21 protein-coding genes are annotated in these 24,675 nt (G+C 69.7%); 12 read left to right on the forward strand and 9 right to left on the reverse strand.

Features of this window, described 5'->3' with window-relative positions; genetic code table 11:
• Positions 1-21 precede the first annotated feature (21 nt).
• From ACQPYY_RS24980 to ACQPYY_RS25000, 5 genes are all read left to right on the forward strand, one after another.
• Positions 22-1,323, forward strand: coding sequence for a PucR family transcriptional regulator (locus ACQPYY_RS24980; RefSeq protein ID WP_433594726.1), 1,302 nt, complete (start codon positions 22-24; stop codon positions 1,321-1,323).
• 128 nt (positions 1,324-1,451) lie between these two features.
• Positions 1,452-2,366, forward strand: a complete 915-nt coding sequence (locus tag ACQPYY_RS24985) for an ACP S-malonyltransferase (RefSeq protein WP_357098108.1) — start codon at positions 1,452-1,454, stop codon at positions 2,364-2,366.
• Between the two features lie 94 nt (positions 2,367-2,460).
• Positions 2,461-2,760, forward strand: coding sequence for a meromycolate extension acyl carrier protein AcpM (gene acpM / locus ACQPYY_RS24990; protein WP_357098105.1), 300 nt, complete (start codon positions 2,461-2,463; stop codon positions 2,758-2,760).
• A gap of 10 nt (positions 2,761-2,770) precedes the next feature.
• Positions 2,771-4,021, forward strand: coding sequence for a KasA/KasB family beta-ketoacyl-ACP synthase (locus tag ACQPYY_RS24995; protein WP_213560178.1), 1,251 nt, complete (start codon positions 2,771-2,773; stop codon positions 4,019-4,021).
• Positions 4,022-4,201: 180 nt separating this feature from the next.
• On the forward strand, positions 4,202-5,632 hold the full coding sequence (locus tag ACQPYY_RS25000) for an acyl-CoA carboxylase subunit beta (RefSeq protein WP_357098102.1): 1,431 nt from the start codon (positions 4,202-4,204) through the stop codon (positions 5,630-5,632).
• A gap of 77 nt (positions 5,633-5,709) precedes the next feature.
• Here ACQPYY_RS25000 and ACQPYY_RS25005 read toward each other — a convergent pair whose 3' ends face one another.
• Entirely contained in the window at positions 5,710-7,101 is a 1,392-nt protein-coding gene (locus ACQPYY_RS25005; RefSeq protein WP_433591204.1) for an FAD-binding oxidoreductase, read from the reverse strand.
• A gap of 294 nt (positions 7,102-7,395) precedes the next feature.
• Here ACQPYY_RS25005 and ACQPYY_RS25010 point away from each other — a divergent pair, with 294 nt between their 5' ends.
• Positions 7,396-9,888, forward strand: coding sequence for a protein kinase domain-containing protein (locus ACQPYY_RS25010; RefSeq protein WP_433591205.1), 2,493 nt, complete (start codon positions 7,396-7,398; stop codon positions 9,886-9,888).
• A gap of 63 nt (positions 9,889-9,951) precedes the next feature.
• Here the strand turns inward: ACQPYY_RS25010 and ACQPYY_RS25015 are convergent, their stop codons facing one another.
• The 4 genes from ACQPYY_RS25015 to ACQPYY_RS25030 all read right to left on the reverse strand — a co-directional run bounded on the left by ACQPYY_RS25015 (position 9,952) and on the right by ACQPYY_RS25030 (position 13,368).
• Entirely contained in the window at positions 9,952-10,371 is a 420-nt protein-coding gene (locus ACQPYY_RS25015; protein ID WP_379095174.1) for a hypothetical protein, read from the reverse strand.
• A 112-nt stretch (positions 10,372-10,483) separates the two neighbouring features.
• The gene (locus ACQPYY_RS25020; protein ID WP_433591206.1) at positions 10,484-11,017 is read right to left on the reverse strand and encodes a DUF3145 domain-containing protein; all 534 of its coding nucleotides are present in this window, start codon (positions 11,015-11,017) and stop codon (positions 10,484-10,486) included.
• A gap of 122 nt (positions 11,018-11,139) precedes the next feature.
• A complete protein-coding gene (locus ACQPYY_RS25025) occupies positions 11,140-11,952 on the reverse strand; it encodes a serine hydrolase domain-containing protein (RefSeq protein WP_379095168.1) in 813 nt (270 codons plus the stop codon).
• Between the two features lie 9 nt (positions 11,953-11,961).
• A complete protein-coding gene (locus tag ACQPYY_RS25030; protein WP_433591207.1) occupies positions 11,962-13,368 on the reverse strand; it encodes an amino acid permease in 1,407 nt (468 codons plus the stop codon).
• A 192-nt stretch (positions 13,369-13,560) separates the two neighbouring features.
• Here ACQPYY_RS25030 and ACQPYY_RS25035 point away from each other — a divergent pair, with 192 nt between their 5' ends.
• Positions 13,561-14,751, forward strand: coding sequence for a serine hydrolase domain-containing protein (locus tag ACQPYY_RS25035; protein WP_433591208.1), 1,191 nt, complete (start codon positions 13,561-13,563; stop codon positions 14,749-14,751).
• Between the two features lie 3 nt (positions 14,752-14,754).
• On the opposite strand, the gene ACQPYY_RS25040 is transcribed toward ACQPYY_RS25035, so the two are convergent.
• Together ACQPYY_RS25040 and ACQPYY_RS25045 are read right to left on the reverse strand one after the other, a co-directional pair.
• Positions 14,755-15,336 carry a DinB family protein gene (locus ACQPYY_RS25040; protein WP_433591209.1) on the reverse strand — a complete coding sequence of 194 codons (582 nt, stop codon included), beginning with the start codon at positions 15,334-15,336 and terminating at the stop codon, positions 14,755-14,757.
• Positions 15,337-15,415: 79 nt separating this feature from the next.
• A complete protein-coding gene (locus ACQPYY_RS25045; RefSeq protein WP_433591210.1) occupies positions 15,416-16,480 on the reverse strand; it encodes a phosphotransferase family protein in 1,065 nt (354 codons plus the stop codon).
• A gap of 116 nt (positions 16,481-16,596) precedes the next feature.
• Here ACQPYY_RS25045 and pabB point away from each other — a divergent pair, with 116 nt between their 5' ends.
• A complete protein-coding gene (gene pabB / locus ACQPYY_RS25050; RefSeq protein ID WP_433591211.1) occupies positions 16,597-18,720 on the forward strand; it encodes an aminodeoxychorismate synthase in 2,124 nt (707 codons plus the stop codon).
• 14 nt (positions 18,721-18,734) lie between these two features.
• On the opposite strand, the gene ACQPYY_RS25055 is transcribed toward pabB, so the two are convergent.
• Positions 18,735-19,229, reverse strand: coding sequence for a hypothetical protein (locus ACQPYY_RS25055; RefSeq protein WP_379095152.1), 495 nt, complete (start codon positions 19,227-19,229; stop codon positions 18,735-18,737).
• Positions 19,230-19,338: 109 nt separating this feature from the next.
• Between ACQPYY_RS25055 and ACQPYY_RS25060 the strand changes: the two genes are divergently transcribed.
• Complete coding sequence (locus ACQPYY_RS25060) at positions 19,339-21,069, forward strand: HNH endonuclease (RefSeq protein WP_433591212.1); 1,731 nt, start codon at positions 19,339-19,341, stop codon at positions 21,067-21,069.
• Between the two features lie 153 nt (positions 21,070-21,222).
• Positions 21,223-22,005: an SDR family oxidoreductase gene (locus tag ACQPYY_RS25065; protein WP_433591213.1), complete on the forward strand. Its 783-nt coding sequence runs from the start codon at positions 21,223-21,225 to the stop codon at positions 22,003-22,005.
• Between the two features lie 90 nt (positions 22,006-22,095).
• On the opposite strand, the gene ACQPYY_RS25070 is transcribed toward ACQPYY_RS25065, so the two are convergent.
• A complete protein-coding gene (locus tag ACQPYY_RS25070) occupies positions 22,096-22,860 on the reverse strand; it encodes a hypothetical protein (protein WP_379095144.1) in 765 nt (254 codons plus the stop codon).
• A gap of 112 nt (positions 22,861-22,972) precedes the next feature.
• On the opposite strand from ACQPYY_RS25070, the gene ACQPYY_RS25075 reads away from it, so the two are divergent.
• Positions 22,973-24,211, forward strand: a complete 1,239-nt coding sequence (locus ACQPYY_RS25075; protein ID WP_433591214.1) for an MFS transporter — start codon at positions 22,973-22,975, stop codon at positions 24,209-24,211.
• A 4-nt stretch (positions 24,212-24,215) separates the two neighbouring features.
• Entirely contained in the window at positions 24,216-24,581 is a 366-nt protein-coding gene (locus ACQPYY_RS25080) for an ArsR/SmtB family transcription factor (protein ID WP_357278405.1), read from the forward strand.
• Positions 24,582-24,675 lie beyond the last annotated feature (94 nt).

Here is a 24,675-nt window from a genome sequence, read left to right on the forward strand (position 1 = left end):
AAACCGCCGAGGCCGCGCCGGATAAACGAAGAGGGCACCTCCTCCCACGAGGTCTATCTTCCGACCGGCGCGCTCTCCCCGAATCGGCAGACGCGCGACCCGCTTCCGGACACCCTCCTGAAACGGGTCAAGCAGTTCTCCGGTCGCCTGTCGACCGAGGCCGTGGCCTCGATGCAGGATCGGTTGCCGTTCTTCGCCAATCTGGATGCCGCCCAGCGGGCCGGGGTGCAGATGCTGGTGCAGACGGCGGTGGTGAACTTCCTGGAATGGTTGCAGGACCCGGAGTCCGACATCCGGTTCAGTCTCGATGCCTTCCAGGTGATTCCGGACGATCTGGCGCGGCGGCTGACACTGCGCCAGACCGTCGACATGGTCCGGGTGGCCATGGAGTTCTTCGAGCAGTGGCTGCCGGCGCTGGCCCGCAACGACCGGCAGCTGGTGGCGTTGACCGAGGCGGTGCTGCGCTACGGGCGTGAGCTCGGATTCGCCGCCGCCTCGGTGTACGCCTCGGCCGCGGAGTCGCGCGGCGCGTGGGACACCCGATTGGAAGCCTTGGTCGTCGACGCCGTGGTGCGCGGCGACAACGGCCCGGAGATGCTCTCCCGCGCGTCCACCCTCAATTGGGACGCGACAGCACCGGCCACCGTTCTCGTGGGCACTCCGCCCAAGGATCAGGTGGCCGTTGTCAGTTCCGTACATGCGGTGGCCGCCCGGCACGGCCGCAACGCGCTCGCCGTGGTGCAGGGTTCGCGGCTGGTAATGGTAGTCAGCGGACATCTCGGGGACCCGATGTATCCGTCGCAGTTTCTGGCGGATCTGCTGGCGGATGCCTTCAGTGAGGGCCCGGTGGTGATCGGCCCGACCATGCGCGCGCTGTCCGCGGCGCACGTGAGTTCGGTGGAGGCGATGGCCGGGATGGAGGCCGTGGTGGGCTGGCGGGGAGCCCCCCGACCTGTGCACGCGTCCGAATTGTTGCCCGAACGTGCCCTGCTCGGGGACCGCGCCGCCATCGACGCCCTGAACGAGCTTCTCGTGCTACCGTTGGCCGCCGCCAGCGCCGATTTGTCGGACACGCTGGACGCGTATCTGGATTGCGGTGGAGCCGTCGAAACCTGCGCCCGCCAGCTGTTCGTTCATCCAAATACAGTGCGCTATCGCCTCAAGCGGATCGGCGACATCACGGGTCGGGATCCGATGAATCCGCGCGATGCCTATGTGTTACGGATCGCGGCCACAGTAGGCCGGCTGACACGAACCCGTAACGAATCACCCACTCCTGCCACTGACGTGACTCCCGTCACAGAGCCCAAGGATGGGGTGTAACGAGATTCGAGGATGGGGCGATCCGGACAACCCACGTGGTCTTTTGTGGACTCCTCACAAAACTGCCAACGAAGCTTCATTCGCGCCGACATCTCGTGAGAGCCGCCTCACAGTGTTTTCTTAAACCCGTGATCGCATTGCTCACGCCCGGACAGGGCTCACAGACACCCGGCATGCTCACCTCATGGCTGGAGCTTCCCGGCGCCGCGGACCGCGTCGCGCTGTGGGGCAAGGCCGCGGGGCTGGACCTGCTGCGGTTGGGCACGACTGCGACCGCCGAAGAAATCGTCGACACGGCTGTCACCCAGCCGCTCGTCGTCGCGGCCGCCCTGCTGGCTTTCGCCGAAATCCCGCAGGATTCACTGCCCGCCGATACAGTCGTCGCCGGACACTCGGTCGGTGAGTTCGCCGCCGCCGCCGTCGCCGGAGTCATCTCCGCCGACGACGCGGTCACCCTGGCCGCCATCCGCGGTGCGGAGATGGCCAAGGCGTGCGCGCTCGAGCCGACCGGAATGTCCGCGGTGCTCGGTGGTGACGAAGCGGAGGTTCTCGCTCGTCTCGAGGAACTCGGCCTGGTCCCGGCCAACCGCAATGCGGTGGGTCAGATCGTGGCCGCGGGTAAGCTCGAGGCGCTCGAGGCCCTGGCCGCGAACCCGCCCGAAAAGGCCCGCGTCCGTGCTCTGCCGGTCGCCGGCGCCTTCCATACCGTGTTCATGGCACCCGCCCAGGACGCGGTGGCGGAGGCCATCGCCCAGATCGTCCCGAACGAGCCGGTCCGGACCCTGCTGTCGAACTTCGACGGGCAGCCGGTCAGCTCGGGCAAGGATGCGATCGACAAGCTCGCTGCTCAGGTCACGCGCCCCGTGCGCTGGGACCTGTGCACCGAAACGATCCGTGCGGCAGGGGTTTCCGCGGTGGCAGAGTTGCCGCCGGCGGGCACCCTGGTCGGCATCGCCAAGCGGGAGCTCAAGGGCACCCCGAACCTGGCGCTGAAGACCCCCGCGGATCTCCCCGCGCTCGCCGAGCTGACTTCAGCAAGCTAGCTTGGCTGGCGGCCCGCTCCCATCAACGGCGATGGAGCACCGGGTCGCAAACAATGAATCCCCACCCCTCTACAGAAGATAAGGAGCCACCACAGTGGCCGCTCTGACCCAGGAACAGATCGTCGAAGAGCTCGGTAAGATCATCGAAGAGGTGACCGGTATCGAGCCCTCCGAGGTCACCATCGAGAAGTCCTTCGTCGACGACCTGGACATCGACTCGCTGTCGATGGTCGAGATCGCCGTCCAGACCGAGGACAAGTACGGCGTCAAGATCCCGGACGAGGACCTGGCGAGCCTGAAGACCGTCGGCGACGCGGTGGCGTACATCCAGAAGCTCGAGGCCGAGAACTCCGAGGCTGCCGAGGCCCTCAAGGCCAAGCACCAGGGCGAGTAGGACCGACACCGTGACCACTCCTTCCACCTTGAACGGGAACTTTCCCAACGTCGTCGTAACGAGCATGGCGGCGACCACGTCGATCGCCGGTGACGTCGATGCGACGTGGAAGGGCCTCCTCAATGGCGAGAGCGGCATCGACACGCTCGAGGACGACTTCATTGCGGAGTACGACCTTCCGGTTCGTATCGGCGGCCACCTGAAGGTGTCGCCGGACACTCTGCTCGAGCGGGTCGAGATCCGCCGCATGGCGTATGTCGAGCGACTGGCCACCGTGCTCGGTCGTGAGGTCTGGAAGAACGCCGGCACCCCCGAGGTCGACCCGCTCCGGCTGGGTGTGGCCATCGGTACCGGTCTCGGCGGCGGCGACGCGCTGATCGATTCGGTGGACAAGCTGAAGAACGGTGGCTACCGCAAGGTTTCGCCGCTGGCCGTTCAGATGGTCATGCCGAACGGTCCGTCCGCCGTGGTCGGCCTCGAGCTCAAGGCCCGCGCGGGAGTGGTCACTCCGGTCTCGGCCTGCTCGTCGGGTTCGGAGGCCATCGCCAACGCCTGGCGGATGATCGTCATGGGTGACGCCGACATGGTGGTCACCGGCGGTGTCGAGGGCTTCATCGACTCGATTCCGATCGCCGCGTTCTCCATGATGCGGGCCATGTCGACCCGCAACGACGATCCGAAGGGCGCCTCGCGTCCCTTCGACAAGGATCGCGACGGCTTCGTCTTCGGCGAAGCGGGCGCGCTCATGGTCCTCGAGACCGAGGAGCACGCCAAGGCTCGCGGCGCCACCATCCACGCCCGCCTCATGGGCGCGGGTATCACCTCCGACGGGTTCCACCTCGTGGCTCCCGATCCGGAGGGCAGCGGTGCGGCTCGCGCCATGCAGCGCGCGATGCAGACCGCGGGTCTGTCCGCTTCGGACATCACCCACGTGAACGCTCACGCGACCGCCACCCCCGTGGGTGACACCGCGGAGGCCAACGCGATTCACAAGGCCGGCGTCAAGCACGCGTCGGTCTACGCACCCAAGTCGGCCCTGGGCCACTCGATCGGCGCCGTCGGCGCACTCGAGTCGATTCTCACGGTGCTCAGCATCCGGGACGGTGTCGTCCCTCCGACGCTGAACCTCGAGAACCAGGATCCGGCGATCGATCTGGACGTCGTGCACGGCGCCGCGCGCCATCAGGACATCCAGTACGCGATCAACAACTCCTTCGGTTTCGGTGGGCACAATGTCGCGCTCGCCTTCGGCCGGTACTGACGCGCAGTTTTCACGATCAACCGTCTAGACGAACCGCGCACTTCTAGAACCGGTCAGTAAGACAAGCGGTCCCGGCAGGGGATTTTCGGATCGAGATCCCAAACCTTGATCCCCTGCCGGGATTTCGACATTTCGCAGCCGCTCTCAGCGACCGCATTTTCCTCATGAGGAGAGTTTGCGATGACCATCATGGCCCCCGCACACGCGGACACCACGACCGATCCCCGTGACCCGCTGGGTCGGTTGCAGCGCTTCTTCGATCCCGGAACCGTTCTCCCGCTCCACCCCCGCGACAAGTCCGGCGTGCTCGCCGCCATCGGTGAGATCGACGGTGTCCGCACCGTCGCCTACTGCTCCGATGCGACCGTGATGGGCGGCGCCATGGGCGTCGAGGGGTGCAAGCACATCGTCGATGCGATCGATACCGCCATCGACTCCAAGATTCCCGTTGTGGGCCTGTGGCATTCGGGCGGGGCGCGACTGGCGGAGGGCGTCGAGGCCCTGCACGCCGTCGGTCTGGTCTTCGAGGCCATGGTCCGCGCGTCCGGCCAGGTCCCGCAGATCTCCGTGGTGCTCGGCTTCGCCGCCGGTGGCGCCGCCTACGGCCCGGCGCTGACCGACATCGTCATCATGGCTCCGGAAGGCCGGGTCTTCGTGACCGGTCCGGACATCGTGAAGACGGTGACCGGTGAGAGCGTCGACATGGCGACCCTGGGCGGCCCGGTCACCCACGGCAAGAAGTCCGGCGTCTGCCACATCGTCGCCGATGACGAGCAGGACGCGATGCACCGTGCGCGCCGCCTGGTCTCGATGTTCGCCGAGCAGGGCGAATTCGACCTGGCCGCCGCCGCGCACGGCGATGTCGACCTCAAGGCCATGATGCCGGAGTCGGCCAAGCGCGCCTACGACGTCAAGCCGATCATCAACGAGCTGCTCGACAATGTCGACGGCGAAAGCACTTTCGAGGAACTGCAGGGCGGGTACGCCCGGTCCATGGTGGTCGGTCTGGGCCGCCTCGGCGGCCGTACCGTCGGCGTGCTGGCCAACAACCCGATCCGTCTGGGTGGCTGCCTCAACTCCGAAAGCGCCGAGAAGGCTTCGCGTTTCGTGCGCCTGTGCAACGCGTTCGGCATCCCGCTGATCGTCGTCACCGACGTGCCGGGCTACCTGCCGGGCGTCTCGCAGGAGTTCGAGGGCGTGGTGCGCCGCGGCGCGAAGCTGCTGCACGCGTTCGCCGAGGCCCGTGTCCCGCGCGTCACCCTGGTGACCCGCAAGATCTACGGCGGCGCCTACATCGCCATGAACGCCCGCTCGCTGGGCGCGACGGCCGTGTACGCGTGGCCGGGTTCCGAGGTCGCGGTCATGGGCGCCAAGGCCGCCGTCGGCATCCTGCACAAGAAGGCTCTCGCGGCCGCCCCCGAGGAGGAGCGCGAGGCCATGCTGGAGCGGCTCACCGAGGAGCACGAGCGGATCGCGGGCGGTGTCGAGCGCGCGATGGCGATCGGGGTCGTGGACGAGGTCGTCGACCCGGCCAAGACCCGCTCCACCATCGCCGCCGCACTGGCCGCCGCGCCGTCGCGGCCGCAGCACAACAAGAACATTCCGCTGTAATTCGTTACGCGGCAACGCAAAAGCGGGCGGTCTCTTCGGAGACCGCCCGCTTTCGTTGTGGGAGAAGAAGTTCCGGTTCAGGCCGGAGGGATGTTGGCGTTGTGGTGGAAGACGTTGTCGGGATCCCACTCGGCTTTGAGGGCGGTGAGGCGGGAGTACTTCTCGCCGTAGGATTCCCGGAGCCGGGCGGGGTCGTCGTCGACGAGGAAGTTGACGTAGCTCGCCGAGGAGTTGGCGTACGGGCGCAGTGCGTCCCAGAGGTCGCGGGTCCACTGGCGTTCGGCGGCGAATTCGTCCGGGTCCGGGGTGATGGCGCTGATGTTGATGGCCCAGCAGGGGTTCCGGGAGCCACTGAATGCCGTTGTGTCCTCGTGGATTTCGCTGTAGCGGCCGCGCAGCGCGAAGATCGGGATCAGGGTCATCGGGGAGCGCCGCTGCGGGAAGGCGCTGATCAGGGTGGCGAGGACGGCGTCGGACAGGTCATCGACGTAGAGCGACTTCTCGTACGCGTGCAGTCCGGGCGGGGCCGACTCGTCGAACATCTGTTGCAGCGCGGTGTACGGGATGGGGGTGACCAGTTCCCAGGCGGGGACCGGGGCGGCGTCACGCATCGGCTTGACGATGGCCTCGAGTTCCATCGGGTCACCGAAGCCCGCCACCATCACCACGAATCCGGGCTGCCCCTGATAGTGCTCGGGCACGAACGGCGCGGGCGGGGCGCTGACCGCGAAGATCACGCCGCCGTAGCCCTTGGGCAGCGTGGCGATGAGCTCGCGGCCCGCGGCGAGGCCGGCGGCGGCGTGCTCGGGGGCGAAGCACAGCATGGTGAGCTGGGCCAGCGCCGGGACGTCGTGCAGGGCGAAGGTGAGGGTGGTGACGATGCCGAAATTGCCTCCGCCGCCGCGCAATCCCCACAGCAGTTCGGCGTTCTCGCGCGGTGAGGCGACCACGACGCGGCCGTCGGCGGTAACGACCTCGGCGGCGACCAGGTTGTCGCAGCTCAGTCCGCAGCGCATGGTGAGCCAGCCCATGCCGCCGCCCAGGGTGAGGCCGCCGACGCCGGTGCTGGAGATGAAGCCACCCGTGACGCCCAAGCCGTGCGGCGAGATCGCGGCGTCGGCCTGCGCCCAGGTGGCGCCGCCGCCGATGTGCGCGAGCGCGGCGTCGGTGTCGACGGTGACCGAATCGAGGGTTCGCAGGTCGATCATCATGGCGTTGTCGGCGACCGCATGGCCCGCGTAGTTGTGGCCGCCGCCGCGCACGGTGATCTCGAGGTTGTACTGGCGTGCGGCCAGCACGGCGGCCGCGACACCCGCGGCGGAGGCGGGGCGGACGATGACGGCCGGGCGGCGGTCGATGCCGCCGTTCCAGACTTGACGGGCCGTGTCGTAGTCGGGGTCGGCGGGCGTGATCACCACCCCGTCGACGGCCGAGCGCAGTCCCTCGATATCGATTTCCGCAGTGGTCATGGTCCGCTCCTCAAAGGTGTCGGTCTGCCTCCGTGGCGAAATTCAGGCTGCGCTGTACGGGTTCACAGCACATCGGTCATTCGCCCTATTGAACGCCGCCGCTCGGGTGTTCCGGAAGTACGCAGGAGACGCGGAACGGGTTCATGGGCCGGTGCGCGCCGAAATGGTCGGCGAGTCGCGTGTGGCGCGTGTCCCGCTCGTGCGGCGCGCCGGGTGGCAAAACGCCGGGCGGAGGCCGGTGGCCGGGCGTATGGTGACCTGGCTGGCATTGGGGTGACTGGCGGAGGCGGCGGTATGCGGCTCGATCCGGGGGCGGAATTCTCGGGGTTCACGATCGAGCGAACGCTCGGCACGGGCGGCATGGGGGTCGTGTATCTGGCCCGCAATCCCCGGCTGAACCGGCTGGTCGCCCTGAAGGTGCTCGGTGAGCTGATCGCCGCGGACTCCCGGGGGCGGGCCCGTTTCGAACGGGAGGCGGCGCTCGCGGCCCGCCTGGAGCACCCGAACATCGTGGCCATCTACGACCGCGCGTCCTCCGACGCCGACCTGCCGTGGATCAGCATGAAATACGTCGGCGGCGGCGATGTGGCGCAGCGGATGACCACGCGCGGCGGCCCCCTCCCCGACGACCACGCGGTCCGCATCCTGACCGACGCCGCTCGCGCGCTGGACTACGCCCACCGCCACGGCATCCTGCACCGCGACGTGAAGCCCGGCAACATCCTTCTCGACGACTACCCCGCTCATCCCGGCACGGACCGAAATCGCGCCGTGCTCACCGATTTCGGCATCGCCCGCGCCCTCGACGACACCCTCACCCTCACCGGCACCGCCGCGACCTTCGCCTACGCAGCCCCCGAACGCTTCCACGGCGCCACCGCCGACCACCGCGCCGACATCTACTCCCTCGGCTGCACCTTCTACGAACTCCTCACCGCCCGTCAGCCCTTCCCGCGCACCGACCAGGCCGCCGTCATCGCCGCCCACCTCAACACTCCCCCGCCCCGCCCCACCGACATCCGCCCCGAACTCCCCTCGGGCATCAACGACGTCATCGCCATAGCCCTCGCCAAGAACCCCGCCGACCGCTACCCCACCTGCGCCGCCCTGGCCGAAGCCGCCACCCAGATCCTGACCCGATCCCGCCCCGCGAACCCCCGCACCGCCCCAACTCTCGCCGCCCCACCCCACCCTGAACTCATCCACACCCTCCCCGCCAACCACCTCCCGCCCACCTCCGAACCCGAACCCGCCACGGCGAGAGCTGACGAATCCCCTATCAGTCCAACGAGTTCCGCCGATCACAGTGCCCTGACAGGCATCCCCGAGTCGATCCGGGTCGCCCTCGACAGCCCCCATCCGGAGATTCGTCGCGGCGCAGCACAGGCCCTGAGCACCCGCCTCTCGTCATCCGACCAGCTCCAAGCCGATGTCGCCCGAAAAGCCCTGCACTACATGGCACTCCACGACAACCCCGCCGTCGCGTCCTATGCCCGCGAGGTCCTGGGCGGAGCCTCGACCATGGACAGCCCGCGCATGCCCGGCAGCCGCCCGAGGCGCGAGCACCCGCAGCCAGCGGCGCTCGCCGAAGTATCCGGAGCCACAGCTGCCGTTCGGGACGCGGACCACCCGGATTCATTGTCGAGCAGGCAATTCGGCGTAGCGCCTGGATCCCCCCGCGAACCCGATCCGCTCGGCGATCGCGAAGGTCCAGCGGGAGAAGGAGACGTACCCCGGCACAGCCGGCTTCGGCGGGCCGATTCCGGTCGCGCGAACCAGGGCGACGCGGGGCGAAATCCGATTCCCGAGCAGAACAGCGTCCGAACCGGACCGCGGGCCGAAGCGACCCCGACGGGTGCGCACACCGTCGCGGCCTCCGGCGCTCCCCCGAGGGCGCGAGGACGCGAGGCGAATCAGCGTGCGCGACAGGACAGTGGGCTCGCGAGTCGGCGTGGCATGGTCGCCGGTGTCACCACCGCGCTGTCCGGAGTTGCGGCGCTGGTCGCGGGTGGCGTGTTGCTGGACAGTCGGCATATGCCCTTCGCCGATTCCGCCGAGTACGACGCGGCGTACTGGTTCGATGACGTTCTCGCGCACGGCTCCTGGTATCTGGCGGCCGTGACCTGGATGTCGGTCATCGCAGGGCTGTTCACGTTCTTCCCACGGCCGCATCGGACCACGCGGCAGGCACTGGTCGCGGGGTTCGCATTGACCAGTCCGTGGGGCGCCATCGTCATCGCCCGGCTGGAGGGTTGGATCGCCTCGGATCGTCCGGGGTTCGCGACGTCCACCGGCGCGCACTTCGCGCTGAACGCGCACCTGTTCCTGGGTCTGGCAGGGCTCCTGGCCGCGGCGACGGTGCTGCTCGGCGCGCCTCGATTCGAACTCCGGTGGCCGAGTGGCCGATTCGCGATCGCCACGGCGGCCCTGGCGGTGTCGGGCTGTGTGCTGCTGAGTGCCGTCCTCGTGTTGTCCACCATCATCCCGCCGATCCTGCGCACGGATTTCCTCTGGCAGTTCGCCTCGGCGGCAGTTCTGGCTCTGGCCCCGGCCGCGCTGTCGGCCCTCCACCCGCGACGGCTCGCCATCCTGCTCACCATCGGTTGCGTGGCCGGTGAAGCGGCGATCAGCGTTCTGCTCATCACTCAGTCGGTGTCGATCGGCGACAGTGCTGCCGAGCATTGGATTCTCGCCCTGCCCGTGCTGTTCTCGACAACGCTGCTCGCTCTGGGCGTGGTCAATGCGGCCGAGTTGGTCCGCACCGGCGATAACCGGCGATCGGCGTGATCCGGCCGGTCGAAACCAGCGCGGTCGCACCGGCGTAGTGGTGCGCGAATCCGTTGACCGGGTTCAGGACTGGAGTCGGACCCGGTCGGCGGATTCGTTCTGGCTGGCGCATTCCTGGTACGGGTTGGGGTTGCCCGCGCGTTCACCGCAGACCCAGCGGATGGTGGCGACGGTGACGGCGATGTCGCCGCTGGATTGTTTGGCGCGTTGGTCGGCGTAGGCGCCCGCCACGGAGAGGGCGGTGGAGCAGAAGTCGTTGCCCTTGGCGGTGGAGGCGACGACGGCGAGACCCCAGGGACCGGTGCCGCATTGGACGGCGTCGTGGCCGGCGGCCGGGAAGGCGGCGGCGGAGGTGGCGGGTTTGGCGGCGCTGCTGGTGGCGTCCGAAGAACTGTTGTTGGTGGCGTCGTTGCAGGCGGTCAGGGTGAGGGCCGTGGTGATGACGGCCAGTGCCGTGCCCGCGATCTGCGCTGTGGTCCGCACGAATCCTCCTCGTCGGCTGCCCCTCCCCTGGGCATTCTGCCCGTTTCGGGGCGTTTGCGACGGCAGGCTCGCATGGTTCGGCGGTCCGCGCGGTGTGTCCGGTGGTGCGGGTCTAGCCGACGTCGCGGCGCAGCCAGGTGACGTCCGCGCCGTCGCCGCCGAGGCGGTAGGGCTCGAGGACGTCGTCCCAGGCGGTGCCGAGGGCGCGATCGATTTCGGCGGTGATCTCGGCGGCCGAGCCGCGGCCGTGGGCGCGAGCCTCGGCGACGATGGCGCGCAGCCGCATCTCGCCGACCATGACGTCGCCGCTGGCGCCGGTGGCGCCGCTCCACATGCCGAGGCCGGGGACGAAGCTGAAGCGTTCGCCGTCGACGCCCTCACTGGGTTCCTCGGTGACTTCGAAATGCAGCACGGGCCAATCGCGCAATGCTCTGGCTAATCTCCCCCCAGTACCGACTGGCCCGTACCAATCGGTGGTGGCGCGCAGCTGTCCGGGATCGGCGGGCTGGACGGTCCAGCGGAGTTTGGCGGGGGCCTTGAGGGTCGAGGTGAGCGCCCATTCGATATGCGGGCACAGCGCGGCCGGCGACGAATGGACATAGACGACCCCAGACGTCGCTTCCGCGAACTGACTCGACGCACGCACCACTGACACCTCCGGCTCGACGAGGTACGTCTTCCCCAACGACCCCTGGGCCGAGCGCGGTGTGGCCCGAGCTTACTGGAGTGCCCGATGATGCGTGTGTTACTCCGCGACCGTGTCGCCGTCTACGCAAACTCCGCGATCGCGGCATCACTGAGGGTCGGCCACGCGGCCCGGGCCCAGTCCCCGAAATTCTCGTCCGCGAGCGCGAGACACGCCATGCCGACGTCCGGATCCACCCAGAGGAACGTTCCGGATTGCCCGAAATGCCCGAAAGTGCGCGGCGAGTTCGCGCCCCCGGTCCAGTGCGGCGCCTTGTGGTCGCGGATCTCGAATCCCAGTCCCCAGTCGTTGGGCCGCTGCGAGCCGTAGCCGGGCAGTACGCCATTGCATCCCGGGAATTGCACTTCGCTTGCCTCGGAAGCCAATTCAGCACTCAGAATTTCCGGTGCCAGCAATTCTTCAGCGAAGCGCAGCAGATCTGCGACCGACGAGCGGCCCGCATGCCCGGCCGGACCGGTCAACACCGAGGAAGTCATACCCAGCGGTTCGAACACCGCCTCGTGCAGATACCGGTCGAAGGCGATACCGGTCTGCGCCGCAACGAAATCCGCGAGCACCTCGAATCCGGCGCTGGAGTAGATCCGCTTCGCGCCCGGCGCGGCCAGCACCGCGTCGGTGTCGAAGGCCAGCCCGGAGGTGTGGGCGAGCAGGTGCCGCACGGTGGATCCGGGCGGCCCGGCGGGCTGGTCGAGCTCGATCGCCCCCTCCTCGACCGCCACCAGGACCGCGTATGCCACAAGGGGTTTGGTCACCGAGGCGAGCGGAAACACCCGCGCGGCATCCCCCTCGGTGTCGACCACACCCTTGCCCCGGACGACGACACCCGCCGCCGCGTTCCGGACCGGCCACTGTCGAATCTGCTCGAGCGATCGCATACGTCGAGCCTAGGCGGCCCGGCTCAGCGCCGATCGCCGCCTGCCGTACCCGAAGTACACGAGCAGCCCGACCGCCGACCACACGGTGAACGCCAGCCAGGTCACCCCGGGCAGATGGACGAGCAGCCAGACGCACATGGCCACGCCGATCACCGGCACCACCGGCACCAGCGTCCGGAACGAGCGCGGCAGGTCGGGCTTGGTGCGCCGCAGTACCAGCACGCCGATGTTCACCAGCCCGAAGGACACCAGCGTGCCGATATTGGTGGCGTTCACCAGTTCTCCCAGCGGCACCAGCGCCGACAGCACCGCCACCACGCCGCCCACGATGAGCGTGTTGATCGTCGGCACCCGCTTCTGCCCGACCCGCGACAGCACGCTCGGCATGAGCCCGTCGCGGGACATGGCGACCAGGATGCGGGTCTGCCCGTACAGCACGGTCAGCACCACCGAGGCGATGGCGATGACCGCACCCGCCGCGAGGATGGTGGCGGGCCAACCGCGCCCGGTGACCTGGTCGAGCACGGTGGCCAGCGAGGCGCCGGAGCTGCTCACGCCGCCCACCCCGACCGCGCCGACGGCGGTCAGCGCCACCAGCACGTACATCAGCGTCACGATGCCGAGCGAGATGATGATGGCGCGCGGCAGATCCCGCTGCGGGTTCTTCACCTCCTCGCCCGCGGTGGAGGCGGCGTCGAAGCCGATGAAGGAGAAGAACACCATCGACGCGGCCGCCCCGATCCCGGAGATCCCCTCCGGCGCGAAGGGGTGCAGGTTCGAGGAGTTGAACGCGGTGACCGCCACGGCCACGAAGAACACCAGCACCGCGATCTTGATGACGGTGGTGACGGTGGTGACCCGCGCGCTCTCCCGGACGCCGCCCAGCAGCACCGCGGTGGCCAGCAGCACGACGACCGCGGCGGGCAGGTTGATCACCCCGCCCGCGCCCGGCGGCTGCGCGAGCACGTCGGGGATGCGCCAGCCGATGGTGGAGCCGAGGAATTCGTTGAGGTACGCGCCCCACCCGACCGCGACGGCCGCCACCGAGACGCCGTACTCGAGCAGCAGGCACCACCCGCACACCCAGGCCACGATCTCGCCCAGCGTCGCATAGGTATACGAGTAGGCCGACCCGGACACCGGCACGGCGCCGGCGAGTTCGGCGTACGACAACGCCGAGAACAGGGCGGCGAGCGCGGCGATGACGAAGGAGACGACGACGGCGGGCCCGGCCAGCGGCGCGGCCTCGCCGAGGACGACGAAGATGCCGGTCCCCAGCGTCGCGCCGACCGACAGGGCGATCAGCGGGATCAGGCCCATGCTGCGCCGCAGTGCGGTGTGCTCGCCGTCGGAGGTGAGTTGTTCCACCGGCTTGGTGCGCAGCAATGATGCGGTAATCCGCGGGATTCCGGGCATGTCCGGGCACGATACCGGTTCGGACCGGCAGGAATGCCTTTCGCCCACCAAGTCCGGGAAGGGTATGAACAACCAGCAGCTATGCCTTGGCTTCGCTCGGTGTGCGCCGCGTCTCCCGGCACCCCCGCATCGGCGGACGGCGAGGTCACCGCCCTGGCGCTCTGCGGGAACCCGGTTACGATCGTCCCCATCATGAGTGAGCAGGTCACGGTCCACGGCGAGGTGGACGCGGGTTTCGGTCCGGTCGCCGATGCGTTCCGCCGCAATTTCTCCCGGCACGGCGAGATCGGTGCGGCGGTCGCCGTCTTCGACGGGGATCGGCCGGTGGTGGATCTGTGGGCGGGGTATCGCGATCGCAAGCGCACGGTGGCGTGGGAGCGCGACACCATGGCCCCGGTGTGGTCCTCGACCAAGGGCATGACGGCGTTCGTGGTCGCGTCGGCGGTGTCGAAGGGCCTGCTCGACTACGAGGATCGGGTGGCGCTGCACTGGCCCGAGTTCGCCGCGCACGGCAAGGAATCGATCACCGTGCGCCAGCTGCTCGACCATCAGGGCGGCCTGGCGGCCCTGGATCGCCCGTTCCGTCTCACGGACATGGCGGATCTGGACGGCATGGCGGTGGTGCTGGCCGAGCAGAAACCGTTGTGGCGGCCGGGAACCCGGCACGGCTATCACCCGATCACGGCCGGCCTGTATCAGGGTGAGCTGCTGCGACGGGTGGATCCCGCGCATCGCACGCTGGGCCGCATCTTCGCCGAGGACATCGCCGCCCCGGTGGGCGCGGAGTTCTATATCGGCCTGCCGGAGGAGATCTCGCTCGATCGGGTGGCGACCCTGTCGGCGACCGAGGGCCTGGACATCCTCCGCTACGAGCGGGATCTCCCGGTGCGCATCGGAATCCAGCTCTACGGCAAGCGCGGCCTGTCCTACCGCGCCTTGAACAGCCCGCAGGTCGGCGCGCCCGCCCGAGCCGCGCGACGTGAGTTCCTCTCCGTGGAGAGTCCGGCGGCCGGTGGCGTCGGCACCGCACGCGCCCTGGCCCGGATCTACGGGGCGGCGGCCGGGCAGACCGGTGAGCTGCCGATCGGCCGGGCCCTGCTGGACCGCCTGGCCACCGCCGACACCGCCGACGATGTCCCGGCCGAGGACCTGGTCCTGCTCACCCCGAGCCGCTATCACCTGGGTTTCCGCAAGTCACGCGGCAGTTTCCGATTCGGCTCCGACAAGCGCGCCTACGGCACCACCGGCTACGGCGGCTCGTTCGGTTTCGCCGATCCGGCAACGGGTCTCGGCTTCGGCTATGTGATGAACCGCCTGGGCATGGCGGTGCTCGACGATGTCCGTTCGCGCAATCTGCGCGACGCCCTGCTGCGCTGCCGCTGATCCTCAGCCGCGTTCGACGTCGTGCGCGTGGTGCACGAGGTCGTGCAGGAAGTACCGCGCCATGGAGTAGATGGTGAACGCGGAACCGTTGCTGCGCAAGGCGGCTCGGTCGTGTTCATCGCCCGGCACCGCTTCGAAGGCGCTGGCGACCACGTCGACCGCGGCGGCGAGTTCGGCTGCCACGGTGGCGGTCTCGGACGCGCCGTAGTTCTCGGCGAGCGCGGTGGCGTCCTGGTCCCAGTTGGCGAACATGGGAATCCCGTTGTCCCCCACGGTGACCGCGGGGTCGTAGGCGGCGATCACCGGCCCCGGCCGGGGCCCGCCGGTGCGCGCGATGTCGAGCCGATGGGTGAAGATCCGGCACACGTCGCGTACGTGGGCCGCGTATTCGAGCGCGGACCAGGTGGAGTCGTCGGGCCGGACCCGCGCGTCCGGCCGTTCCAGCGCGGCCAGCAGCCGCGTGGCACTGTCGCGGGCCGACCCCGGCACCGCCGTGAAGGCGATGGCGTCGGGGTCGAACCCGCAGTCGGCGCAAGTGCGTTCGAGCACCCAGGTCCAGTCTTTGGCGTCGGGAACGATCGGCATGGCCCCAACTTACGGTGGCAATTGTTTGTCGGCCACCAATATTCAGCCAGCCGCCGTCGAGATGGCGACAGGTGTGCCATCACTCCATCAGCTGGTGCGCTTTGCCGAACAGCTCGAGGGTGATGGCGTGCAGGAAGTCGCCGACCTGCTTGGGCGCCTTGCCCGCGAAGGCGCGCGCGTGGGTGCCCTCGAGGACGATGCCGAGCTTGAAGCAGGCCAGCACGGTGTACCAGGTGACGTGGCTCAGGTCGCGGTCGGAGAACCGCCCGTAGTGGGCGATCATCTCCTCGGCGGTGGGCAGGCCGCCGACCGCGCCCAGGGTGCCGATCAGGGCCGCGCCGGTGGTGCCCGGTTCGGGGCGGGTGGCGATCTGCCAGCCGAGGTCGAGCAGCGGGTCACCGATGGTGGACATCTCCCAGTCGACCATGGCCACCACGTCGGGGCCGTCGAAGGAAAACATCATGTTGGCGAGGTGGCAGTCGCCGTGCAGGATCCCGGCTTTGGGCTGCGCCGGCCGGTTGCGGTCGAGCCAATCGCCGACCTGCTGGACGCCGGGGATCTCGGGGCCGGGGTAGCCCTCGTTGACGCTGTAGGAGTCGAGTTCCTTGAGCCAGCGCGGCACCTGGCGTTCCAGGAAGCCCTCGGGCTTGCCGTAGTCGGCCAGGCCGAGCGCCTCGTGGTCGAGGGAGCCGAGCCGCGCGATGGCCTCGACCGCGGACAGGCCCATCTTCCGCCGCACCTCGGGGTCGCCGGCGTGCAGTTCGGGCAGTTCGTTCTGCGGGTTGAAGCCGGTGATGGGTTCCATCAGGTAGAACGACGCGCCGAGCACGGATTCGTCGGGGCAGGCGGCGATCACCTTGGGGGCGCGGATCTCGGTGTCGCCGAGGGCGCCGAGGATGCGGGATTCGCGCTGGATGACGGTGTTGCTGGCGGTGCGCAGATGCTTGGGCCCGCGCCGCAGCACGTAGTCGCGGCCGCCGCGCCGGAAGCGCAGCATGATGTTCTGGGTGCCGCCGCCGAGCGGCTTCACCTCCTCGAACTCGCCGCCGGGCAAGCCCTGCTCCTCCATCCACTTTCCGACGATGGCGAAATCGACGACGTCACGATCCACTTCGGACGGCTGCGCAACAGACATGCCGACCATTGTGCCGTAGTCGGCCGGTCGAACTGAAGGCGTGTGCCAGCAGTAGTGGCGGGCGACTCGTTCACGCAGGTCGGAGCGCGGTGTTTCGACACGGCAGGCGTAATGTGCTGGGTCAAATGCGCACGCTGTTGATCGATAACTACGACTCGTTCACCTACAACCTGTATCAGCTGATCAGCCGGGTGAACGGGGTCGAACCCGTGGTCGTGCGCAACGACGAGGCGGGGTCGATCGAGGAGCTCGGGCTCGAACGATTCGACAATATCGTCATCTCCCCCGGGCCGGGACGGCCGGATGTGCCTCGTGATTTCGGCATCTCGGCGGCATTGATCGCGGAGTCCGACCTCCCATTGCTGGGTGTATGCCTGGGCCATCAGGGCATCGTGATCGCGGCGGGCGGCGAGGTGGTCACCGCACCGCGGGCCCGGCACGGGTATCCGGATCTGATCAGCCATGACGGCCGCGGCCTGTTCGCCGATGTGCCGCAGGGATTCTCGGCGGTGCGCTATCACTCGCTGTGCGCCGCCCAGCCGGTCCCGGCGGCCCTGGAGATCACGGCCACCGCCCCCGATGGCGTGATCATGGGCGTGCGCCACCGCACCCGCCCGCAGTGGGGTGTGCAGTTCCATCCGGAGTCCGTCTCCAGCGAGCACGGTGAACAGCTGCTCCGCAATTTCGCCGAGCTGACCGCCGAATACCATCGGGGACAGGGCGTCTCCCCGCCGTCCGAGCGAACGCCCCTGGCGCACAGTCCGATCGAGGCCGAGGCCCCGCACCCGGTCGAGGCACCCGTCCACTACCTCGTCGAGCGGACCGTCGTGGAGCGTGCGGTCGACGCCGAAGCCGTCTTCGACGCCCTGTACGCCGATTCCCCCCACGCCTTCTGGCTCGACAGCGAACACGTGGAGCCGGGCCTGGACCGCTTCTCGTTCCTGGGCGACGCGTCGGGCCCGCTGGCCGAGGTGGTCGGCTACCGGGTGGGCAGCGGCCACGTGGAGGTCGAGTCCGCGGCCGGGCGACGCACGGTCCCCGGCAGCGTGCTCGACTACCTGTCCGCCGAGCTGCGGCGCCGCCGGATCGACTTCCCCGACGTCCCTTTCGATTTCGCGGGCGGCTACGTCGGCTACCTCGGTTACGAGATGAAGGCCGACTGCGGGGCCCCCGCACCGCACCGCTCCCCCACCCCCGATGCCCAGTGGATCTTCGCCGACCGCCTGATCGTGGTGGACCACGAGGCGGGCCGCACCCACCTGCTGGCCCTCACCGAACCGGAGGCCACCGCCGCCGCCCGGGGCTGGCTCGCCACCACCCGCGCCGTCGTGGAAACCCTTCCGACATGGGAGAACCCGCCGCTACTGGAGCTGCGCGCCGACGAGGCGACGGTCGCGCCGCTGCTGACCCGGGGCCGCGCCCGCTATCTGGCCGATGTCGCCGCCTGCCAGGAGCAGTTGCACGCGGGCGAGTCGTACGAAATCTGCATCACCGACAGCGCGTATCCGCCGGGCGACGCCGACGGTCTGACCGTGTATCGCACGCTGCGCCGTTGCAATCCGGCCCCCTACGCGGCCTTCCTGCGCTTCGCGGACCTGGAAGTCGCCTGCTCCTCCCCCGAGCGCTTCCTCAAGCTGGACCGGGCCCGGACCGTGGAGAGCAAGCCGATCAAGGGCACCGCGAAGCGCGGCCACACACCCGCCGCGGACGCGGAGATCGCCGCGGACCTGGCCCGCGACCCGAAGACCCGCGCCGAGAACCTGATGATCGTGGATCTGCTCCGCAATGATCTGGGCCGGGTCTGCGAGGTCGACTCGGTGCACGTGCCCGAGCTGATGGCCGTCGAGACGTACACGACGCTGCACCAACTGGTCTCGACCGTCCGCGGCAGACTGCGCCCGGAGCTGGATGTCGTCGATTGCCTGCGCGCCTGTTTTCCGGGCGGCTCCATGACCGGCGCGCCGAAGCTGCGCACCCTCGAGATCATCGACGCCCTCGAAACCGAGGCCCGCGGCGTCTATTCGGGCACGATCGGCTTCCTCGGCCTGGGTGGCACGGCAGACCTGAACATCGTCATCCGCAGCGCGGTCCGCTACGACGGCCGGTGGCGGATCGGCGCGGGCGGCGCGGTGGTCCTGGATTCCGATCCCGAGGGCGAGTACCACGAGATGGTGTGGAAGGCCGCGGCCGCGCTGCGCGCCCTGCCCGGTCTGGGCGTCCCGCCACGCGCTCCGCTCCCCCTGGCCTGACCGCCGCGGTCACCTCACTTGCGGCGGCGGGACTTCTCCTGCGGCGGTTCGGGTTCCGGATTGTCACGGCTGCCGGTGAGACGGCCCAGCAGCGAGACGCCGGGGAGCTTGTCGAGTCGCTCGAGGATGTCCTCGCCGAGCGCCGTGACCGATTCCAGCCGGGTCAGGACGCGGTCGTAGGCGACGAAAGCCGGTTCGGCCAGCGCGAGGGTGCGGTCGAGCCGGTCGATGGTCGAGTTGAGGCGTTCGACCGCGATGGTGAGGCTCTGGATGAGGTCGGGCAGCTGCGCCGCGAGCTGGATGGAGGCGGGCGGCAGCCGGACCGCGGTGTCGAACGCGGTCGAGGCGGTGACCTGCGCCGAGTCCAGGGCCAGCCCGGCGGCGTTCTGGGCGGCCTCGACGGCGGCCTGCGCCGCGGCCAGGATGTCGCCGGCGGTGGGCACTCGCGCGCCGGCGCCCTTGCCGCGCGGGGCGGGGTTCTGCTGGTCGCTCCCCTTGGGGTTGGTCATCCCTCTACTGTGCCGCACGATTTCCGGATCGGCCGTGAGCGCGGGCGTGCGGTTTCGCCGGTGGCTGGTGGCCGTTTGTGTCGGTGGCGCGTGGCATAGTGCCACCACGATGAAACTGACCAAGGGTGAGCGAACGACGGTTCCGACATCGCTTCTGACGGTTGTGCTTTCGTGGCGGTCGTCGCATGCGGTGCGGGCGCAGGCCGTCCTGGTGGCGGAGCACGGCCGGGCCCGGTCCGACCGCGATTTCGTCTGGTTCGACGCGCCCCGCCACGTCTCGCAGGCGGTGACGCTGGATCGCGAGCCCGCGGCGGGGACCGCCCGGCTGTCGGTGTCGCTCCCGCGGACCGGGCCGGACATCGCCGGGATCGTCGTCATCGGATCGGTGGACGAGTCGGCCGTCGAGGCCGAGGACGCCGCTCGGCTCTCCCCGGGCGCGGCGGCTCCGGGCCGAGGATCCGCCGGGTCCGGCCGAGGTTTCGCCGGGGTCGACGGGCTGACGCTCACGGTGTTCGACCATGACAGCCCCGTGGTCTCCTACCCGGTGGCCGTGGCGGATACCGCTGCCGCCCTGGTACTGGGTGAATTCGCGCGCGCCGAGGGCGGGTGGGAGTTCCGGGGGCTGGCCGATGCCGGGGTGAGCCTGGCCGGGCTGGTGCGCGAATTCGGGGTGCGGATCGATCCCGCGCGCACGGTCCGGGCCGAGCCGCGCCGCACTCCGCCGCCGCCGGATCCCGAACGGGCCGACTGGCATCCGGACCCGCGTGATCCGGCGCGCCTGCGCTGGTGGGACGGCACAACCTGGACCACCTCGACCCGGCCCGTCGTCGTCCGCGACGCCCGCCACTGCCCGCGCTGCGGCACGCCGCGTAAAGGGCTGCTCGGCGCGGCGGCCGGACTGTTCGGGTCGGCGTCGCTGTGCCGCGAATGCGCCACCGAGACAGCCGAATACCTGCGCGGATGGCGGCAGCGCGCCGAGCGGGTGCTGCGTGCCCCGGGCCCGCGCGAGGATCGGGTCGCCCCGTCCGGCGCTGCCGACGGCGATTGGGAAGCGCTGTGGACCGAGTTGCGATTCCAGCGGATCGAGCGTGCGGTAGCCGTCGATCCGCTGCGCCCGGTCGCCGGTGCGCATCTGGAACGCGTGGTCGCCTTCACCCTCGCCGACAGTGTGGTCGAGCAGTCCGATCTGGACTCCTTCGAGGACATCGCCGGGGAACTGTCGCTGTCGGACCCGCGCATCGAGGAGCTGCGCCGCCGCCTGCACCGCGGTCGTCTGCTCACCCGCCTGCGCTCGGGTGAACTCCCACAGCAGCCCGCCACCGGCCTGCACCTGGACCCCGACGAGCGCGTCCACCTGAACCTGCCCGCCGTCCATGTCCGCCAGCTGGCCCGCGGCCCCAAACGCACCGAGGGCCGCCTGATCGTCAGCAACCGCAAACTCCGCTTCACCGGCCCCGATACCGGCATCGAGATGCCCTGGGCCCGAGTGGTTTCGGTGACTCCCGCCGCCGGGCGGATCGAGATCTCGGCCACCTCCGCGCGCGGCGGCGCGATCCTCGAGCTCGCCGATCCGGACTACGCGGCCGCCGCCATGGAGGGCGCGCTACGGGTGGCCAAACGCCTGGCCCTCACCCCCGGCCGCCGCGACACCCGTTCGGTCCCACCGGACGTCAAGGCCGTGGTGTGGCAGCGCGACGGCGGTAAGTGCGTCGAATGCGGCGACACCCACTACCTGGAGTTCGACCACATCATCCCGATCAGCCGCGGCGGCGCGACCAGCCCCGCCAACCTGCAGATCCTGTGCCGCGCCTGCAATCGCACCAAGGGCGCACACATCTGAGCCCGGCATCCCACCGCGACACCCCGCGACAGCGCACCGAATATGGGTAGTCGAACGCTGTGGGCAATCGAACACCATGCGATGAATCATGTTGAGCACCATCCCTTGTAGTTCTAGCGTCCGAGACGAGCAGGTCGAGAAAGGGGAGTCGAAATGCAGGTAGCAGTGGTGGGCGGTACCGGAACCCTGGGCGCGCCGGTGGTCCGCGAGCTGGCGGCCCGGGGCCACACCGTGCGGGTGCTGAGCCGGTCAGCACCGGCGGACCCGGTGCCGGGGACCGAGCATCACGCGGTGGACCTGGTGACCGGTGCGGGCCTGGACGCGGCGCTCGAGGGTGTCTACGCCGTGGTCGACGCCGGTAATCACCGCGGCCCGCGCAGTGCCCGCACCATGGTCGAGGGCGTGCGCGCCCTGCTGGCCGCCGAGCAGCGCGCGAAGGTCGGCCACCACGTGGAGATCTCCATCGTCGGCTGCGAGCGGGTCCCGTTCGCCTACTACCGGACGAAGGTCGCCCAGGAGCGCGCCGTCACCCAGGGCCCGATCCCGTGGACGCTGCTGCGCGCCACCCAGTTCCACGAGCTCATCGACGAACTGCTGGGCGGCGGCGCGAAGTTCCGGATCGCTCCGCACAGCGCCATGCGTTTCCAGCCGGTCGACGTGGCCGCGGTGGCGGGCCGGCTCGCCGACGCGGTGGAGGCCGGGCCGTCGGGCCGGGTCCGCGATGTCGGCGGACCGGCCGTGCAGACCCTGGCCGAACTCGCCGAACTCCGCCGCCGAACCCTCGGCCAGGCCCTGCTGCCCTTCCCCGTGCCGCCTATCGGCCGGGCCATCCGGCGGGTGCGCGACGCTGCGCTGTGCCTCGACTCCGCTGGCGAGGCAGTGTCTTTCGACTATGCCGAGTGGCTGCGCCGGCGATACGCGAAGCCGGTGAGCTGACCGGCTTCCATGGTGGCGGCGCCGGGGCGGTATGGGCATCCGGAATCGCCCGGAGAATCCCCCTGAACCGGGCCTACCACCCCCGGACGGTCAGCGCTTGACCCGCAGAACCGTTGGTTCGGCGCAGAATTGGGCCGTGGCCTGGTCCGGGCTGAGCCCGGTGCGGGCCAGCCCGCCGGTGTCGACGACCTTGCATTCGCTGCCGCCGACGTGACCGGTGCCGTCGTCGAGAAAGTGGATCTCCACGGTGACGAGCGGGTGCAGGACGGCGGCGTCGAAGGTCCAGAACTGGATGTTCCACAGTTCGTAGGAGTCGCGGGCGGTGATGACGGTGTAGCCCGCGGCGGAGGTGTCGATGCCGATTCCGGCGAGTTCGCCGGAGCGCTGGAGCTTGCCGTCGGGCGCCGCGTGGTAGATGACGTACCGGATATTGGCGGTGGCGGCCATGACCGGGATGATCAGCTCGTCGCGGCCGTCGTTGTCGACGTCGCGCAGGCGCGGTTCGGTCGTGCCGACGGCCGGTTCGGTCAGGGTCTGGAGGGTGACGCCCTCGGGGTCCAGGGTGGTGACGGTGACCGCGCTCTGCTGTCCGTGGCCGTGGTGGCGGACCTCGAAGGTGAGTCCGGCGCTGTCGTGCGACTGCAGGTAGCAGTCGGGAGGCGTTGCGGCGGAACCGATATCGCCGCACGGCTCCAGGCCGGAAACAGGGGCGGGCGGGTCGGTGGCCGCGATGTCGCGGGGTGCGCTGGGTTGCGGGTCGAGGTTGCCCGCCAGGGGCGCGCTGGGACGGGCGCAGGCGGCCAGTGCCAGTGTCGCGGCGGCGACCAGGACGCCGGCCGCGAGATTCCTCCCCATAACAGTGAGGATAGCGACGAATCGCCCAGTCACCCGCACGGCGACGAGGCACCGGGACCATACACGCGACATCATGTGCACACCTGCGCACCTATTGGCTTATAGTGGCGGCATGCTCGTAGTCCTGCGCCATCCCCAGTTCCGCAAGCTGTTCACCGCCCAGGTCGTCGCCCTGGTCGGCACCGGCCTGCTGACCGTCGCGCTGGGCCTGCTCGCCTACGAGGTGGCGGGCGGCCAGGCGGGGGCGGTGCTGGGAACCGCGCTGGCCATCAAGATGGTGGCGTATGTCGCTGTGGCGCCGGTCATCTCGGCGCTCACCGCGCGGCTGCCGCGCCGCCTGGTGCTGGTGTCGGCGGACGCGGTGCGGGCGGGAATCGCGCTCATGCTGCCGTTCGTCACCCATACCTGGCAGATCTACGTGCTGATCGCGCTGCTGCAGTCGGCCTCGGCGACCTTCACCCCGGCGTTCCAGTCGCTGATCCCGTCGATCCTGGTCGACGAGGAGGACTACACGCACGGCCTGTCCCTGTCGCGCCTGGCCTACGACCTGGAGTCGCTGCTCAGCCCGATGCTGGCCGCCGCCCTGCTGACCGTGATCAGCTATCACTCGCTGTTCGTCGGCACCGCCGCGGGCTTCGTGGCGTCGGCGATGCTGGTGGTGACCACCCGACTCCCGCGCCTGGACCCGGCCGACCACTCGGCCCCGCTGCTGGAGCGCATCACCGCGGGCGCGCGCATCATGATGAACCGCCCGGTGCTGCGCGGCCTGCTGGCCCTGAACATGGTGGTGGCCGCCGCCTCCTCGCTGGTCATCGTGAACACCGTTGTGTACGTGCGCGACCAGCTCGACGGCTCCAATACCGGTGTGGCACTCGCGCTGGCCTGCTTCGGGTTCGGATCGATGGCGGTGGCGCTGTCGACCCCGCGACTGCTGACACTCCTCCCCGACCGGCGATTCCTGCTGACCGGCGCGGCTCTGCTGCCGCTGGGCCTGATCGCCGCGTCCCTGCCGCCTCTGCTCCCCCACACCGCCGGGACGATCGTGCTGGCCCTGACCTGGCTGTTGCTCGGCGCGGGCACCTCGATGATCAGCACCCCGTCGGCCCGCCTGCTGCGCGCCCAGACCCAACTCTCCGATCGCACAGCCGTTTTCACCGCCCAGTTCTCGCTGTCGCACGCCTGCTTCCTGGTGACCTATCCGATCGCGGGCAAGCTGGGCGCGCTGGCAGGTCTGCCGACCACGGCCATCGTGCTGGCCGCGCTCGCTACACTGGCAGCGACGACCGCGGCGCGGGTCTGGCCCGCGTCCGTCCCCGCCGACATCGAGGCGGTGCCCGCGGCAGGAAGGTGATCAGGTGAGCAAGGCCGAATCGCTGCCCGCCGCCACTCCCAGCCTCACCCATCCGGTCGCTCCGGACGAGGCCCGGCTGGATGTGGCCACCGAGACCTTCCGCATGCTCTCCGATCCGACCCGCCTGCACATCCTGTGGATCCTGGCCGCCGCCGAGGCCGATGTCTCCGCGCTCACCGAGGCCTGCGGCGCGTCCCGGACCGCGGTCAGCCAGCATCTGGCGAAGCTGCGCTTCACGGGCATGGTCGACACTCGCCGTGAGGGACGCCGCATCATCTACCGGATTCGCGACGGCCACCTGGCCCGCCTGGTCCGCGAGGGCCTCAACCATGCCGATCACGTCGTGACCGGCGAACCCTCCCACGAGTAACCATCCCCCGGACCTGCGCTCCTGGTCAGTGGGACGTGGTATCGCCGTGTACCCGCATTCGCCGCGACGATATGCCTATTCGAAATATCGCCGG

The sequence above is a fragment of the Nocardia sp. CA-145437 genome, assembly GCF_050956485.1.
Taxonomy (GTDB): domain Bacteria; phylum Actinomycetota; class Actinomycetes; order Mycobacteriales; family Mycobacteriaceae; genus Nocardia.